This window comes from Breoghania sp. (genome assembly GCF_963674635.1).
Taxonomy (GTDB): Bacteria; Pseudomonadota; Alphaproteobacteria; order Rhizobiales; family Stappiaceae; genus Breoghania.
The window spans coordinates 4,298,853-4,314,732 of sequence record NZ_OY771475.1 but is presented as its reverse complement, the minus strand read 5'-3'; the positions used below and the strand labels follow the sequence as shown (position 1 = coordinate 4,314,732).

13 protein-coding genes and 1 pseudogene are annotated in these 15,880 nt (G+C 62.6%); 5 read left to right on the top strand and 9 right to left on the bottom strand.

Annotated elements, in window-relative coordinates; genetic code table 11:
• Positions 1–16 precede the first annotated feature (16 nt).
• From ABGM93_RS18660 to ABGM93_RS18630, 7 genes and pseudogenes are all read right to left on the bottom strand, one after another.
• Positions 17–967, bottom strand: a complete 951-nt coding sequence (locus ABGM93_RS18660) for a serine protease (protein ID WP_321502024.1) — start codon at positions 965–967, stop codon at positions 17–19.
• 853 nt (positions 968–1,820) lie between these two features.
• A pseudogene (locus tag ABGM93_RS18655) lies at positions 1,821–1,985 on the bottom strand (integrase core domain-containing protein); the annotation flags it as partial.
• Between the two features lie 125 nt (positions 1,986–2,110).
• On the bottom strand, positions 2,111–3,055 hold the full coding sequence (prpB, locus tag ABGM93_RS18650) for a methylisocitrate lyase (protein WP_321502022.1): 945 nt from the start codon (positions 3,053–3,055) through the stop codon (positions 2,111–2,113).
• Positions 3,056–3,065: 10 nt separating this feature from the next.
• Positions 3,066–4,232 carry a 2-methylcitrate synthase gene (prpC, locus tag ABGM93_RS18645; protein ID WP_321502020.1) on the bottom strand — a complete coding sequence of 389 codons (1,167 nt, stop codon included), beginning with the start codon at positions 4,230–4,232 and terminating at the stop codon, positions 3,066–3,068.
• A 25-nt stretch (positions 4,233–4,257) separates the two neighbouring features.
• Positions 4,258–5,784, bottom strand: a complete 1,527-nt coding sequence (locus ABGM93_RS18640) for an MmgE/PrpD family protein (protein ID WP_321502018.1) — start codon at positions 5,782–5,784, stop codon at positions 4,258–4,260.
• A complete protein-coding gene (locus ABGM93_RS18635) occupies positions 5,781–6,233 on the bottom strand; it encodes an acyl-CoA thioesterase (protein WP_321334926.1) in 453 nt (150 codons plus the stop codon). The genes ABGM93_RS18640 and ABGM93_RS18635 overlap by 4 nt, the downstream gene beginning before the upstream one ends.
• A gap of 247 nt (positions 6,234–6,480) precedes the next feature.
• Positions 6,481–7,905 carry a short-chain fatty acyl-CoA regulator family protein gene (locus tag ABGM93_RS18630; protein ID WP_321502015.1) on the bottom strand — a complete coding sequence of 475 codons (1,425 nt, stop codon included), beginning with the start codon at positions 7,903–7,905 and terminating at the stop codon, positions 6,481–6,483.
• A 106-nt stretch (positions 7,906–8,011) separates the two neighbouring features.
• On the opposite strand from ABGM93_RS18630, the gene ABGM93_RS18625 reads away from it, so the two are divergent.
• The 5 genes from ABGM93_RS18625 to ABGM93_RS18605 all read left to right on the top strand — a co-directional run bounded on the left by ABGM93_RS18625 (position 8,012) and on the right by ABGM93_RS18605 (position 13,239).
• Entirely contained in the window at positions 8,012–8,218 is a 207-nt protein-coding gene (locus ABGM93_RS18625; RefSeq protein WP_321334930.1) for a hypothetical protein, read from the top strand.
• A 5-nt stretch (positions 8,219–8,223) separates the two neighbouring features.
• Positions 8,224–9,837, top strand: a complete 1,614-nt coding sequence (locus tag ABGM93_RS18620) for an isocitrate lyase (protein WP_321502013.1) — start codon at positions 8,224–8,226, stop codon at positions 9,835–9,837.
• Positions 9,838–10,330: 493 nt separating this feature from the next.
• Positions 10,331–10,714, top strand: coding sequence for a hypothetical protein (locus tag ABGM93_RS18615; protein ID WP_321502011.1), 384 nt, complete (start codon positions 10,331–10,333; stop codon positions 10,712–10,714).
• A 182-nt stretch (positions 10,715–10,896) separates the two neighbouring features.
• Positions 10,897–11,427, top strand: coding sequence for a YcnI family protein (locus ABGM93_RS18610; RefSeq protein WP_321502009.1), 531 nt, complete (start codon positions 10,897–10,899; stop codon positions 11,425–11,427).
• Between the two features lie 156 nt (positions 11,428–11,583).
• Entirely contained in the window at positions 11,584–13,239 is a 1,656-nt protein-coding gene (locus tag ABGM93_RS18605) for a CopD family protein (RefSeq protein ID WP_321502007.1), read from the top strand.
• Between the two features lie 289 nt (positions 13,240–13,528).
• On the opposite strand, the gene ABGM93_RS18600 is transcribed toward ABGM93_RS18605, so the two are convergent.
• On the bottom strand, positions 13,529–14,593 hold the full coding sequence (locus tag ABGM93_RS18600) for a LacI family DNA-binding transcriptional regulator (RefSeq protein WP_321502005.1): 1,065 nt from the start codon (positions 14,591–14,593) through the stop codon (positions 13,529–13,531).
• A gap of 6 nt (positions 14,594–14,599) precedes the next feature.
• A complete protein-coding gene (locus ABGM93_RS18595) occupies positions 14,600–15,880 on the bottom strand; it encodes a D-tagatose-bisphosphate aldolase, class II, non-catalytic subunit (protein ID WP_321502003.1) in 1,281 nt (426 codons plus the stop codon).

The window sequence follows — 15,880 nt, the reverse complement described above, 5'->3', positions numbered from 1 at the left end:
GTCTTCTCGATCTCCGTCAGTTGCACTCTATGAAGTGAGTGACGGCTTGCAGCCGCGTGGCGATGAGCTCGGGGGGAATCGCGGAGGAGGCGTTGGAAATTGCAGGCGCCACGCCATTCTGCATCAGGAAGAGCTTTGCGATCTCTCCACGAACGGCGAAGTTCACGTTCTGCGGAATATCGCCGATGTACTTAGACACCAGCTTCGCATCCAGTTTGGCCACAACGACGCCAATCAGCTCTCCGCGCGCATTCACGACGGGACCGCCGGAGTTGCCCGGTTGAATAGGTGCGGAGATCTGCATCTTTTTCGTGTCATCGAGCATGCCCTTCGCGCTTGTCACTGCGCCTCGGGTCACATTGAGGCCGCCCAGCAAGCCGGCGAGCGGGTAGCCGGCTACGGTTACGTCGGCATTGAGAGGCGCCGGCAGCGCAGCGAACCTGACGAAAGCCGTCGCGTCTCCACCTGCCACCTTCAGCAAGGCAAGGTCGAAGTCCTTGTCCGAGCCAACGAGTTTGGCGGGGGTTCCGTCAACGGTGATGTCGCGGCAATTTCTCACCACGTGATTGTTGGTCAGGATCATGCCGTTAGCGGTTACGGCAAAGCCTGTACCCGTCGTGCCGCGATCGGTCTCCGGAGGTGGCGCCGGAACATCGTCGCGGCCGAGTGGATTCTCGCGATGAACCTGCTTTTCTTTGCGTTTGACCTTCACACTTGAATCGAATGCACGGACCGCTTCTCCCAACTCGCCGTCCGCCGGAAGGCGTATCGGATGCCCCCGTCCCTTGGTTATGCTCCCGGCAACCGCCGCGAGAGTTGTCATATAAGACGCATGAATCGCTATCGAACTCCACCTCCCGTGACGTTGGTGATCGGATCGCAGATAGATTGAAACACCATCACGGTTTTTTCCGAACGAAATCATGAGATCTTTTTTTCGAATTTTATAGGTCGAGACAGGATGCATTCTAAGAATGCCTGCGTGAGCGGCACTCGTTTCATTTGTATTATCATTTGTTAGAAGGTATCTTATTTTCCATTCGAAAGAATCTATTGTTATCCCTCCATAGCCTCGCCCGGTTTTTTTCCGAATATGACGGAACAAGGAAGGAAATATTCAAATTTGGAAAGAACTTTCGTGTCCATCCTCCGGCTCTCAAAACGCTGTTCGTGAAAGAACCAAGTCCTGCCACGGCGAACCGGGGAATGTCGGAAGATATGGGTAAATCGTATTTCTCGACAAAACGGACCAAAGCCCGAGTGCTGGCCCGCCCCCATTTGCCATCGATCATCCCGTCGTATTCGCCGTGGAATGCGAGACCGGTTTGGAGAAAGCGGATCTCCGCGGATGTCAGTTCCCTCGGATCGAATGGCTCCTGCAACTCGTCGCGGGTCCAGGCATTAGCTCGAGTGACAACGAGTATCGTGGCAAAAACTATAGGAATGAACTTCAGAAAACGTCGTATCATCTCACCCGCCCTCCGACCAACCGTGATATCAAGGCAGGCCTGCCCTTTTCCGTGGACTGCTGTGGCAGTAGAGCCGGATCAAAGGATTGTTTCAACTGTCCATTTTGCGGCAGGCAGGCGCAGAAGCTGCGATTTCCGACGCATTGGCGAAAAATGCAAAAATGCCTATTGGACATGATGTCCTGTGGGGCTTAGGGCTGCGGCCCGCAGGGAGGACGCCGGGGGATATGAACGGCGATTGTATTTCCTGTTTGTGGATTGTTTCTTCCGTGGCCGGGACGGAGCGTGTCGATGACCGAAGCCCCGCCGTTCTTCCGGTAACTTGAAGACACAAGGAGCTGGTCTTGGGTCTCATGCGGCCTTGGGTATCGGTGCCATTTCCACGGCGAACTCGCTTGGCATCATAATGTCGAGCGACGAACGAGGTCTTTGCCGGTCCTCCTCCTTCAAGCTGCCGTCGCAGCTTTCGTGGAGGCCGTTCTGCATCGGTTTGCCGGGTGCGATGCAGTGTCAGTCGGCGTCGATTGCCCGGCAACACGCAATCCGGCAAGCAGATCTGCCGCCCTTCGCGACAGGCAGGTGGAACCGGGCGGATCGGCGCCCCAATCCGGCACCGCGGCGAGGAACGGGACGGCCCGAGCCTACTGACCGCATCCTGCCCCGCCACTGGCGCGACCGTCTTCGGCAGCGAGGAGCGTCGCGACGATCGAGCCGTCGAGGGCCTCATAGTCGGCAAGGCCGATGGTCTCGTAGAGCTCAGCTCGCGTCTGCATCTGCTCCAACATGGCTCGTGTGCTGCCATCCCGCTTCAAGGTGGCGTAGAGATCCGCCTGCGCCTTGTTGGCCACACGCAGGGACGAGACCGGCCAGATCACCATGGCAAAGCCCATTGCCTCGAATTCGTCGGCAGTGAAAAACGGCGTCCTGCCAAACTCCGTCATATTGGCGAGCAGGGGCACGCCGGGCAGTCGGGCGGCGAAGTCGCGAAACATCTCCGCCGACGTCAGAGCTTCGGGGAAGATCGCGTCGGCACCCGCCTCCATGTAGAGCTTGGCGCGGGCGACCGCCCCGTCGAGGCCTTCGCTGGCCGCCGCATCGGTGCGGGCGATGATGTAGAGATGACGGCGTGCTTTCGCCGCCGCGGCCACCTTTGCTGCCATATCCTGCGGTGCGGCGAGCTTCTTGTCGTTCAGATGACCGCATTTCTTGGGCAGCAACTGGTCCTCGATATGGACCGCACCGGCGCCTGCATCCTCAAAGGTGCGCACCATGTGCATGACGTTGAGCGCCTCGCCATAGCCGGTGTCACCATCGACCAGCAACGGCAGACCGCTTGCCCGCGCGATCTGCCGAATGAAAAAGGCAACCTCGTCGACGGTGATGATGCCGAGATCCGGCAGGCCCATCTGTGCGGTCATCGCCGCGCCGGAAAGATAGAGCCCCTGAAAACCGGTCGCCTTCGCCTGAAGGGCCGCCATGCCATTATGGGCACCCGGCAACCGCGCGATGCCGCCCGCGTCAACGAGCGCGCGAAAACGCGCACCCGCAGGCTCGTGGGCAAGATCAGATGAAACGAGATAGGGCATGGTCGCTCCTTCAAGCGGCTTTCGAACGCGGATCGCTTGTCCCGCGCCGATCGATCGGCACGAATTTGCGAAGCTCCGGTCCGGTGTAATTGGCGGAAGGACGAATGATCTTGTTGTCCTGGCGTTGTTCGATGACATGCGCAGCCCATCCCGCGGTACGGGCGATCACGAAGAGCGGCGTGAACATGGCCGTCGGCACGCCCATCATGTGATAGGAAACCGCGCTGAACCAATCGAGGTTGGCGAACATGTTCTTCGTCTCCGCCATCACCGCCTCGATCCGGTCGGCGATGGTGAACATGCGCATGGACCCGGCTTGCGCAGACAGATCCCGCGAGATCTCCTTGATCACCTCGTTGCGCGGATCGGCGATCGTATAGACCGGATGACCGAAACCGATGACGACCTCCCGGGCGGCCACCCGTTCCCGGATATCGGCCTCCGCCTCCTGTTCGTCGCGGTAGCGTTTCTGGATCTCGAAGGCCGCTTCATTCGCGCCGCCGTGTTTGGGGCCACGCAACGCGCCGATGGCCCCGGTAATGGCCGAATAGAGATCCGACCCGGTTCCGGCAATGGCGCGCGCGGTAAAGGTGGAGGCGTTGAATTCGTGCTCGGCATAAAGCACCAGCGACGCCTGCATCGCCGCCACATGTGACGACGCCGCAGGGCGACCGTGCAGCAGGTGCAGGAAATGGCCGCCGATCGTCTCGTCGTCGGTTTCAACCTCGATGCGGCGACCGTTCTGCGCATAGTGATGCCAATAGAGCAGCATCGAGCCCAGTGAGGCGAGCAGCCGGTCGGCGATATCGCGCGCGCCGGCCGGATTGTGGTCGACCGCTTCGGGCAACACGCAACCGAGCGCGGAGACGCCGGAACGCATGACATCCATCGGGTGGGTCGCCGCGGGCAACAGTTCCAGCGTGCGCCGAACGGCTGCGGGAAGACCGCGCAAGCCTTTCAGCTTCGTTTTGTAAGCGGCCAATTCCGCCGTGGTGGGCAGCTCCCCATGGACCAGCAGATGCGCAACCTCCTCGAATGCGCAATGGCGGGCGAGATCCAGAATGTCGTAGCCGCGATAGTGCAGGTCGTTGCCGCTACGCCCGACGGAACAAAGGGCCGTGTTGCCTGCGACGACGCCGGACAGGGCGACGGACTTCTTGGGCTTCGGTGTACTCATGACGCGCCTCCTCTCGCGATAAAAGTCATTGGGTAAAGTCGAATAGTCCGCTTGATGCAGCCGGGCCGAGCCGTTCAGGGGCAACCGTGACCGTAAGCCCGGCCAGTTCATCGGGGCGCAACGCGGTCAGCCGCTCCACGGTGGCGATAAAACGGTCCTGTTCGCTCGCCTCGACAATGCCTTCGGCGAGCGTGCGGAACTTGGCGACATAATCGGGGCGGGTGAACGGGCGGGCGCCAAGCGGATTGGCATCAGCAATCGCCAGTTCGTCCTCAAGCGTCGAGCCGTCCTTGAAGGTGACAACCACGCGACCGCCAAAGGCCTTGGTCTCCGGATCGCGGCTGTGATAGCGCTCGGTCCATACGGGCTCTTCCACGGTCGAGATCTTGTGCCAGAGGGCAACGGTCTCCGGGCGCTGGGCACGTTCCGGCGCATAGGAGCGCTCGTGATGCCAGCCACCGTCCTCAAGCGCCACGGCGAAGATGTACATGATCGAATGATCGAGCGTTTCACGACTGGCGGTCGGGTCGATCTTCTGAGGGTCGCCCGCGCCGGTTCCGATCACGTAGTGGGTGTGGTGGCTGGTGTGGATGACGATGCTCTCCACACCCGTGAACCCATTGGCCCGCTCGCGGATCTTCGGCCCCATGCGGCGGGCGAGATCGATCAGCGCCTGGCTCTGGTATTCGGCCGAGTATTCCTTCGTATACGTCTCCAGGATCGCCCGCTTGGCTTCGCCGGGTCCCGGCAACGGCACCGTGTAGTGCGCCTGCGGACCGCCGAGCAGCCATGCGATGAAGCCGTCCTCGCCCTCCCAGGCCGGAGACGGCGCACCTTCCCCGCGCATTGCCCGGTCGACGGCTTCCACCGCCATCTTGCCGGCAAAGGCCGGCGCATAGGCCTTCCAGCTCGAAATCTCGCCCTTGCGCGACTGGCGCGTGGTCGTCGTCACGTGAAGGGCTTGTTGCACCGCCTGGAAGATCACGTGCGTGTCCAGCCCCAGTGCCGTGCCGATACCGGCGGCAGCCGATGGTCCCAGATGGGCGATATGGTCGATCTTGTGTTCGTGCAGGCAAATGCCCTTCACCAGATCGACCTGAATTTCGTAGCCCGTCGCGATGCCGCGGGCCAGAGCTGCACCGTCGAGCCCGCAATGCTGGGCAACCGCGAGGATCGGCGGGATGTTGTCGCCGGGATGGGAGTAGTCGGCGGCAAGAAACGTATCGTGGAAATCGAGTTCGCGTACGGCCACGCCATTCGCCCACGCCGCCCATTCAGGGGAGATCCGCGCGTCCGGCGAAAGCCCGAACACGGTGGCGCCGGGCCTTGCCGGGTGCGCTTGCGCCTGCGCTCTTGCGCTGACAATCGGGTGACGGGCGAGAGAGGCGACCGCGACCGACGCATTGTCGATGATGCGATTGCCGATCATCTCCACGACATCGTCATCAAGGGGGACATCGTCGCTCGCCACGGATGCGATCTTCCAGGCGAGCTGATCCTCACGGGGGAGCATCTCTGCGGAACGGTAAGTGCGAACGGCATGTGGGATCACGGGTGGAGGTCCTCCTGTGGGCAAGCGTCGGGCTTGAAGTTGGCATCGGGGGCAAGGGGCGTTGGGCGTCCGTCGCGGTCGACAGCGACCATGACGAAATTTCCGCTTATGGCCGGATAGCGGGAGCCGTCGGCCAGATCCTCGGCGATAACGTCGACACAGACGGTCAATGACGTCCGTCCCTCCGCCGCCACACGCGCCCTGATATCAATCAGATGACCGAGCTTCACCGGCTTGCGAAAGTCGATGGCGTCGGATTTCGCCATCACGATGGTGCGCCTGGCACGACGTGAGGCGCAAACGAAAGCAGCCTTGCCCATCAGGTGCAGGGCATTGGCTCCATAAAGCGTGCCGTAGTGATTGGTCTGCTCAGGCAGCACCAGCTCAAGGAACTGGATTTCGCCCGACTGACTTTCGTCCGACCGGGCCTCGACAGCGGCAGCGTCCACCCGCTTGCTCCTTCGCGTTTGCTTGGTATGGCGAAGCTATAGCGGGGGCGGACGATCGGGGTAAATGACTGAAAATGAAACGAAATGCGAAGGGATAAGGCAAATCTGCGAAGCGTGCGAAGAGGGCGGAACAACGCGGGAGCGGCGCGCGGGAGATCGGTTTGCCACCACTTGCTTCGCTCCTGCCAAGCGCGGAGCGGGTAGGCTTTCATGTGCGCAAGCGTTTGTCCCCGACGGGAACCGCAACTCAGTCCATTGTCGCGCCATTGGCTGAATAGGGGGCGAAGCGCGTGCTGTCGCTATCGGCGACGATGGGCTTGCCGAACATCGGGAACGCGCGTTGCGGGCAGCCTTCGCGCGGGCAGATCTTGCATCCCGCCCCGATCGGGGTTGCCGCGCTGGGATTGTCGAGATCGAGCCCGTTGGAATAGACGAGCCGTCCCGCATGCTGGATGTCGCATCCAAGCGCCACGGCGAAGATCTTCTCCGGCGCGCCATAGCGCCCATACCCGCTCTTGACCGTACGCGTGATCCAAAGATAGCGCCGCCCGTCCGGCATTTCGGCAATCTGGGTCAGGATTTCGCCCGGTCGGTCGAAGGCGGAGTGCACCTTCCACAAGGGGCAGCTGCCACCGATCTTGGAGAAATGGAAGTCGGTCGCGGACTGGCGTTTGGAGATATTGCCCGCCCTGTCCACCCGCAGAAAAAAGAACGGTACGCCGCGTGTAGCCTGTTTCTGGAGGGTGCTCAGCCGGTGGCAGGTCGCCTCGAAACCGACGCCGAAATGACGGGAGAGCCAGGCGATGTCGTAGCCGTTCTCCTCCGCCGAGCGCCAGAACTTGCGATAAGGCATGATCAGGGCACCGGCGAAATAGTTCGCCAGTCCGATGCGGGCAAGCCTGCGGCTTTCGTCGTTGGAGAAGGCGCCGGTCTCCACCAGTCGGGAAATCTCCGGCGTTGCCTCCAGAAAGCCCAGTTGCGTCGCGATCTGGAAGGCGCGCTGTCCCTCCTGCAATTCGCGCGAGAGATAGAGGGTTTTCTCTCTGGCCTCGAAACGGCGCAGCCAACCCGCTTCCCCCGCCTCGCTCATCGTCACCGAAATCCCGTGCCGGTCGCGCAGGCGTCGCTCCAGTCCATCGCCCGCAGAGCCGATCACGAGCCCGGCGTTTTCAAACAGGGCCTCGGCCCTGTCATCCAGACCTTCAAAGAAGTTCCGGTTATCATAGAAGAAATCCCGCACCTCCTCGAAAGAGGTGCGCGTCGCGGTGACGGGGCCGTTTTCGCCGGAACCCAGAACTTGAGACTTGGCGAGTTCGTCGGCCTCGCGATAGTCGCGGTAGAGCTTCAGGAAGCGGCGCGCGACGGCAGGCATGTTGTCGACAAGATCTCGCAATTGGGAAGCGGGAACCCGTTCCTGGCTGGCATCGCCCTGAAACGCTTCGCGCAATTCGGCCAGCAGCCGGGCATCGCCTTCTTCGGAGAAGAACTGGATGTCGAGCCCAAACTCGGCATTGATCTTCAACAAGACCTGCACCGTCAGCGGGCGCTGGTTGCGCTCCAGCTGATTGAGATAACTCGGTGAGATTTCCAGCCGCTGCGCAAGTGCCGCTTGCGTCAGTCCTTGCTGCTCACGCAGTTGCCGGAGACGTCCTCCCAGGAAGGCCTTCTTCATTTCGATCCTTTGCAACCTTCGCAAAACGAAGGCAATTGCTTTGCAAATCTTGGCTTTTTCAGCCGTTTGCGAATTATGGATTGCGAATATTGTGTCGGCAAGCCGCATGACCAAGATCGGGAGGATCGCCATGAATGACAATGTGGAACCTCAACGCAAGGACCGGGGAGCCCGTTTGCGTTTTCCGCGCAATGGCGGGGCCTTGCGACATGCGGTGCAGGAAGACGCAAGGTTTCTTTATTTCTCGGCCGCCGACGGCGACAGCAGCTGGGCAAGCGCGCCGGGACAGAGCTTTCAGGGTCAGGAGGAGTGACAATAATGACCAGGACCTATCGTGAAATCCGTAACGATCTCATGCGCCGCTATCCGGAAGGGGAGATGCCGGGTGGTGTGTCGATCGACGACATCGTGCAGCTCAGGCTGCAGAACACCTTCGACACGCATCTCGACATCGCCCGGGAAATGGCGAAGGTGATGCGGAACGACATGGCAGCCTATGATGCGGATCCGAGCCGATTCACGCAGTCGCTGGGATGCTGGTCCGGCTTTCACGCCCAGCAGATGATCAAGGCGGTCAAGCGCCAGCGCGGCACCGCCAAGGGCGTCTATGTCTATCTGTCCGGCTGGATGGTGGCGGGCCTGCGCAACCGCTGGGGGCACCTGCCGGATCAGTCCATGCACGAGAAGACCGCGGTCGTGGATCTGGTGAAGGAAATCTACACCTCGCTGCGTCAGGCGGATGAGGTCGCCATGAACGACCTGTTCAAGGCTCTGAGTGCTGCGCGGGAGGCCGGCAACGCGCAGGCGGAAGCCGAAGCCATCGCGGCAATCGACGCGTTCGAGACCCATGTCGTGCCGATCATCGCCGATATCGATGCAGGCTTTGGCAACGAGCACGCCACCTATCTGCTGGCCAAGGAACTGATCAAGGCTGGGGCCTGCTGCCTTCAGATCGAAAATCAGGTCTCCGACGCCAAGCAGTGCGGTCATCAGGACGGCAAGGTCACGGTTCCGCGCGAGGATTTCATCGAGAAGCTGCGGGCCTGCCGATTGGCCTTTGAGGAACTGGGCGTGGAAGAGGGCGTCATCGTCGCGCGCACCGACAGCCTCGGTGCCGGGCTGACCCAGAAGGTGCCGGTCAGCCAGGGGGCGGGCGACCTTGCCTCCGACTACATCAAGTGGCTCAAGACCGAGCCGGTGACCGCCGATGCCCCGGCCCGCGACGGTGAGCTTCTGCTGGCGCAGGACGGCAAGACGGTGCGTCCGGTCAGGCTGGCAAACGGCCTCTTCGCCTTCAAGGAGAATACGGGCCGCGAACGGGTTATTGAGGACTGCATTGCCTCGCTCTCGCAAGGCGGCGCGGATCTTCTGTGGATCGAAACGGCAACTCCGGACGTTTCCGAAATCGCTTCGATGGTGGAGGAAATCCGCAAGGTCGTGCCAAACGCCAAGCTCACCTACAACAACTCGCCGTCCTTCAACTGGACGCTCAACCTGCGCAAGCAGGTGCGGGCGGACTGGATCGCGCAAGGCAAGATCGGCGAGGACGCCTATCCGGACGGGACCCGGCTCATGTCGCCGGAATTCGACGAGACCGATCTCGGGCGCGAGGCGGACGAGCGACTGCAGAACTTCCAGAGCGATATCGCCACGCGGGCGGGTGTCTTCCACAACCTCATCACCTTGCCGACCTTCCACCTGACGGCGAAGGGCATGGACGAACTCTCCAACGGCTATTTCGGCAAGGAGCGGATGCTGGCCTATGTGCGCAACGTGCAGCGCGAAGAGATCCGTCGCAGCGTCTCGGCGGTGAAGCACCAACATGAGGTTGGCTCCGATCTCGGCGACACCTTCAAGGAAATGGTCGGCGGCGAGCGCGCACTGAAGGCCGGAGGCGCCAAGAACACGATGAACCAGTTCGAGGCGGCCTAAGGCCACCTCACGGGGAACCAGTTCGAGGCGGCCTGAGGCCACCTCAGGGGGAACCAGTTCAAGGCGGCCTGAGCCACCGTGAGAAGGTTTCATCTGGCTGCGGGACGGGTGGCAGCATTCGCTCCCTCCCCCAATGGGAGAGCTGTCTTGTCGTCATGATCCGCCTTGAGCCGTGAAACGCTCGCGAGAGACCTGTCCGGGGTCTCTATTCTCGGATGAAGACGGCCCCGACCGGATGCGGTCGGGGCCGTTCATGTTCAAGCCTCTGTCGGCGATCGGCGCTTGATCCGCACCGGACACCCCCTCGCCTTATCCAGTCGGACATGCAGCCTTGAAATTGTGAGATAGCGACTGGATTACGCTGCTTTTCCTGTTCGCTGCGAGCTCCCCGCCCCCAAAGAGGCGGGGAGCATTTTCCATTGACCCAGATGCCGGGCTAGAGCAGGATCCCGATCCACTCTGCGAGGGGACGCAGCGTGTTGGGGGGAAAACAGTGAAGCAGGCGCGCAGAATCGACACCATGTGGGTTGCGATCATCGCCGCCTATATGCTTGTCGTGCAGTCGCTTGTGGGTGCTGTTGCACTGGGGCACGGGCCGGAAACCGTAGCCCTCGACTTTTTCGGCAATCCGATCTGCTCCAGCAATGCAGGACAAACTGCCCCCGCATCGGACAACGACCGCTCCAAGATTCCAGACTGCTGTCGCGGCGGCACATGCGTTGCCGGCCATGCATTGCCGGGTCGGATCGACACGGTCTCGATCTCCTTCGCTTTTCCGTCCCATATCGAGCGCCCGTTGATCGAAGCAACACTGCCGATCGTTCTCAGTCGCTCCTATTCTCCAGCGCAACCGCGCGCGCCACCTCTCCAGACCTGACGTTCCCCTCTGGGCGTCAAGGCGCCGGGGCAACGCTGCGCGTCGCCGCCGGCGCACAATCTCTGAAACCACACAATCCAACACCTGAACGCTCGGCTGGCTTTCCGCCGCCGAAACACGCGCGACCGTTTGGCCGAATGCGCGCGGCTGCGCGTCTCAACCGAACACTCTGGAGAAAACTCATGTCGAAGTCCCTCACTCTCGCCGGCGCCATGTTGGCTTTTGCAATCACCTCCGCCTCCGCCCATGTGACGCTTGAGCAGAGCGAAGCGCCGGTCGGCTCGACCTACAAGGCAACCTTCCGCTTGCCCCATGGCTGCAGCGGCAAGACGACGACCGCCGTACGCATTCAGATCCCGGAAGGCTTCGTCGCGGTCAAGCCGATGCCGAAGCCCGGCTGGACACTGGAAAAGACACACGGAAAGTACGAAAAGGCCTACGACTACTATCACGGTGCCAAGCTGACCGAGGGCGTGAAGGAAGTGTCCTGGAGCGGCGGCAATCTGCCCGACGACGAATATGACGAGTTCGTCCTGCGTGGCATGCTGACGGACGGCTTGCCGGCAGGCGAAACCTTCTATTTCCCGGTGGTCCAGGAATGCGTCGACGGCGCCGTCACCCGCTGGATCGAAACGCCGGCGAAGGGTGAGGCCGAGCCGGATCACCCGGCTCCGGGTCTGAAGCTGCTGGAAAAGGCCCACAGCCACCACTGATCGCGCAAAGCGGATCCGGCCAGCGCGAAAGCGCGTGTCGGATCCGCAGCCGAACACGGGCGCGGGCCACGTCTTCCCGCCCCCCCCCTTTTCACCGACATGAAGTGCCCTTAGGCGCCGCCACGCAACGCGGTTTTCTCCAGAGGCTTGCCCGCCATGGTCAATATTCTTCGCGGCCTTTTCCCGCTTGTGTCCGCGGCCTTGCTGCTGGTTGTCTTTGGATCCGTCAGCCCTGTTGCGCAGCAGGCGCATGCCCATGCCGCGCTGACCAGCACCGAGCCCGCGGATGCCGCCATTCTGAAGACGGCCCCAAAGCGATTTCTGCTTCAGTTCAACGAACCCGTCGCCCCGCTAGTACTGCGTCTGGTGGCACCGAGCGGTGCCTCAACGGAGCTTAAGCGCTCCACTTTACGAGATACGACGCTCGACATCGAGGCGCCGGCCAATCTCGCCGAGGGCACACATGTCCTGTCCTGGCGTGTCGTTTCACAGGACGGCCATCCCATTGGTGGCTCGTTGATCTTCTCCATCGGCACCCCCAGTGCGGGCGCTGTCGGGTCGCAAACAGCGCCGGACTGGTCGGTCCGGATCGGCTATTTGCTCGCGCGCGCCATGCTCTATGTCGGGCTCTTTCTCGGCATAGGCGGCCTCGCGGCCACGTCTTTCCTTTTCGCGGCTGGCACTCAACCCGCGCGGCTCTACACCCGCCTGTTGGTACTTGGCGCGACGGGCGGTGTCGTCTCGCTCGGATTTCAGGGCCTCGATGCACTCGGCGCGCCGCTCACCCAGATCGTCTCGCCCGCTCCCTGGCTGGCTGCCTTAAGCACGAGCCTGGCACCCGCCGTCGGCGTTGGGCTTGCGGCCTTAGCTCTGGCCGCCCTTGCTCGATCCCCTACATGCACAGCGATCGCCAAGGGCACGCTCGCGCGCCTCCTGATTACCGCGGCAGCCGTCGTCGCCTGCCTGTCGCTGACGTTGAGCGGCCACGCAGCGACGGCAGACCCCCAGGCGCTGATGCGGCTGGCGGTCTTTATCCATGCAGCGACGGTGCTGTCCTGGATCGGCGCCCTGCCGCCGCTCGGTCTCGCGCTTCGCAGGCGCGATCCGCAGGCATTGCCTGCGCTCGACCGGTTCTCGCGCGTCATTCCGGTCGCGCTCCTCCTCCTCTTTGCAGCGGGGCTTTTCATCGCCTGGGTTCAAGTGCAACAACCGTCCGCGCTGTGGGACACGGCCTATGGCCGGGTGCTGCTCGTCAAGCTGAGCCTCGTCGCTCTGCTGCTCATGTTTGCCGCCCATAACCGCTGGCGGCTCACCCAGCCCGTCCTGCGCGCGCAGCAAGCGCCAACACGTCGGCTGGTGCGCATGATCGCAATCGAGACCATGCTCGCTGTCTGCGTACTCTGCGTCGTGACCACATGGCGCTACACGCCGCCACCGCGATCCCTCTTGCAGCTGAAGGCGCCTCCCGTCTCACTCCATATCCATAGCGAGGCGGCGATGGCGACGCTATCGCTCGACCCAGGCCAGGTGGGGGAGACATCCGCATCAATCGAACTGCTCACAGGCGACTTCGCACCGCTCATGGCCGAGGAAGTCGACCTCGTGATGGCCTGCCCGCACGCCGGGATCGAGCCGTTCCGGCGTAAGGCCCAGCGGCAAGATGAGGCAATCTGGACGATCCCCGAACTGGCGATCCCCGTCGCCTGCAATTGGACCGTGCGGATCGAGATCCTGGTCTCTGCTTTCGAACTCCGGAAGCTCAAGGGCAGGATCGAGATTGACCGCGAGACCAAGCAACGGGCGTTCAGGTGAGCAGCCCCAAGCTTCGTCGATACCCTCGGACGACACTGCCTGCTGCCATTCGAACGCCCAGATGCCAGCATCCCGTTGCTGACGGGCTTGCGCTTGGGGGTGTAGAGCTTCAAGGACCCAGCCCAGTCCTGCAGGTGAACTGCGACCGCTGATCGGAATTGGCCAGAACCTTGCCATTCGGCTTTCGACGCCATACCGCCATGCGCCACGCCTGCAGCGCGATATCAGTGCCTGGCCAGCCTTACAGCGACCACCGATAACGATCGGAAGGACCATGCGCCGGGACGGTTCAGGCGGATGCGCGCAGGATGAGATCGCCGCGCAGCAGACAGCACAACGGCCCCTCGTCCCCCGTATCATCGAGACGGGCGATGAGCTTGTGCATGGCGGTGCGCGCGATCTCTTTGCAATTCTGCGCCACGGTTGTCAGCGGCGGACAGGTGTAGCGCGCAAGTGGATGATCGTCGTGACCGGCGATCCGGATGTCGGACCCTTCCGCGTGCCCGACCCGCAACCCCGCCTCCCAGGCCGCCAGCAACGCGCCGAAGGCCAGGCGATCATTGGCACAAAGGACGGTTCGTGGACGATTGTGCGAGGCGAGCGCAGCGGTCATCACCGCGTGTCCCACCCGTTCGAAGTTCCAGGTCGTTTCCTTCGGCAGGTCCAGGAATACCGGTTCGGCCCCCACCGCGCGCATGCCCGCGGCATAGGCGCGTCGGCGCGCGCCCGCGTTGCGATTAACCTCGGGCATCCCCAGGAAGGCCGGAGGCTCGCCGGAGCGGCACAGATAATCGACGATCAGGTTGAAGCTTTGCCCGTTTTCCGTCCCCACGAAGGGGGCGTCATGGTCGGGGCGACTGTCGACATAGACAAGCGGAATGCGCGCCTCCAGGCGGGCGAGTTCGGTGTTCGTCTCACCTGCCCCTATTGGCACGACGATCGCGCCGGCCACGTTCAGCGACTGAAGGCGTCCGATCGCCTCCGTCTCCCTCTCCCGCTGTCCGTTCGACGTCAGCACGAAAGAGAAATAGCCCGCCCGCTCGGCGATCTCCTCGATGCACCGGGTCAGTTCCATGTAGAACGGATCGGAATTGTCGGGAATGATGACCCCGAGCACGCGGGTCCGGCTGCGCTTGAGGTTGGAGGCCAGCAGGTTCGGCCGAAATCCGGATTGCTCGACCGCCGCCTCGATGCGCGCGCGCGTCTTGGCGCGCATCGAGACAGGGTCGTTGAAATATTTCGACACGGTCGGCCGGGACAGACCGACAAAGGCCGCGAATTCCTCCATCGTCCGGATACCGGTCCCCTCGTCGTCGCGATCCTTCGTGCTGTCGTCGCCCTCCAACCCTGTCAAACTCCCTCAGTCCCTGCAGGCAAAGATATAGTCGTCTACCAGATCCTCGACCGCAGCAAGAGCAAGTTCGCGCGCCTTCGGTGCGAGACGACCGGCACGAACGTCAGCATAGCGCGCGCCCAGATAGGCGCTGATCAGGGGTTCGGGGATCTCCACGCCGTCGAGCAGGGCGAACAACGCCCGTTCCGCTTCCTGCGCCGCCGGTGCGGGCCAGTAGTAGCGGATACGGTCCGAGTAGGAGAAGTGCCGCATCATGGCGCGTTCAGTCTCGTCGCCCTCGTAATAGCGATCCCAGTTGGCCGGATCGGCCAGCATGACCCCTTCCATGGCCTGGCGCAGTGTCTTTTCGCGCGCACCGGGAAACAGTTCCGAGGCGATGATGTCGAGACCGTAGAGCGCCTCGCGCCAACGGAAGGTAAGCCCGGGGCCGACCTTCAGGATGGCAAAGCCGTCGCGCACCAGCGCCCGCAGGTTCGCGCGCGTCTGATAGTCGGTGGAATGGGCCTCGAAAACCAGGCCGGACATATCGGCCAGCGCCGCGCTCAACGACTGCGCCTTGGCGCTGTCATAGTCGATCACATTGTGATTGCCGTATTCGACACCCGGCTGCACAACTAGGCCCACGACCCGCGAAAAGGCATCCGAAAGCCCGCGCGCGCCGAATGCGGCCTCGTGGATCTTGCGGGTCGTTTTCGCGGCCTCCGGATCGGTCAATTCCAGTTCGTCCAGCTCTTCCGTCGCCCCGCCGGGAACAGGAACCTCGGTGCCGATGATGTAGACCGGCGCAGGCACATCGCCGCCAGGCAGATTGGCCTCCGCGACCTCGGCCAGACGCGCCGCGCGCTCAGCCGTCTCATCGTCGCTCAGCGCCACCGGTTCGCCCTTGCAGCCCATGGAACAGTCCAGGTGCAGCTTGGTGAACCCCGCCGCCGCGAAGGCCGCGATCATCCCTTCCGCCTTTGCCATCGCCTCGTCCGCAGGCAGGGCCTTCCATGGGTTGGGGCCGAGATGGTCGCCAGCGAGAATGAGTCGGGAGCGGTCGAAACCCTCGCTATCCGCCAGTCCGAAAACGAGATCGCGATAGTCGGCCGGTGTCATGCCGGTATAGCCGCCATCCTGATTGACCTGGTTGCAGGTCGCCTCGACCAGCAAGGGCAGGCCGGTCGGCGTGGTCGCGCGCATGGCGGCGACCAGAACCTGCGGATGGGCCGTGCAGATCGAGGGGATGCCCGACGCGCCGTCGCGTCCGCGCCAGTCGGAAAGGTCGTGGAGAATGTTCGTCGGCAT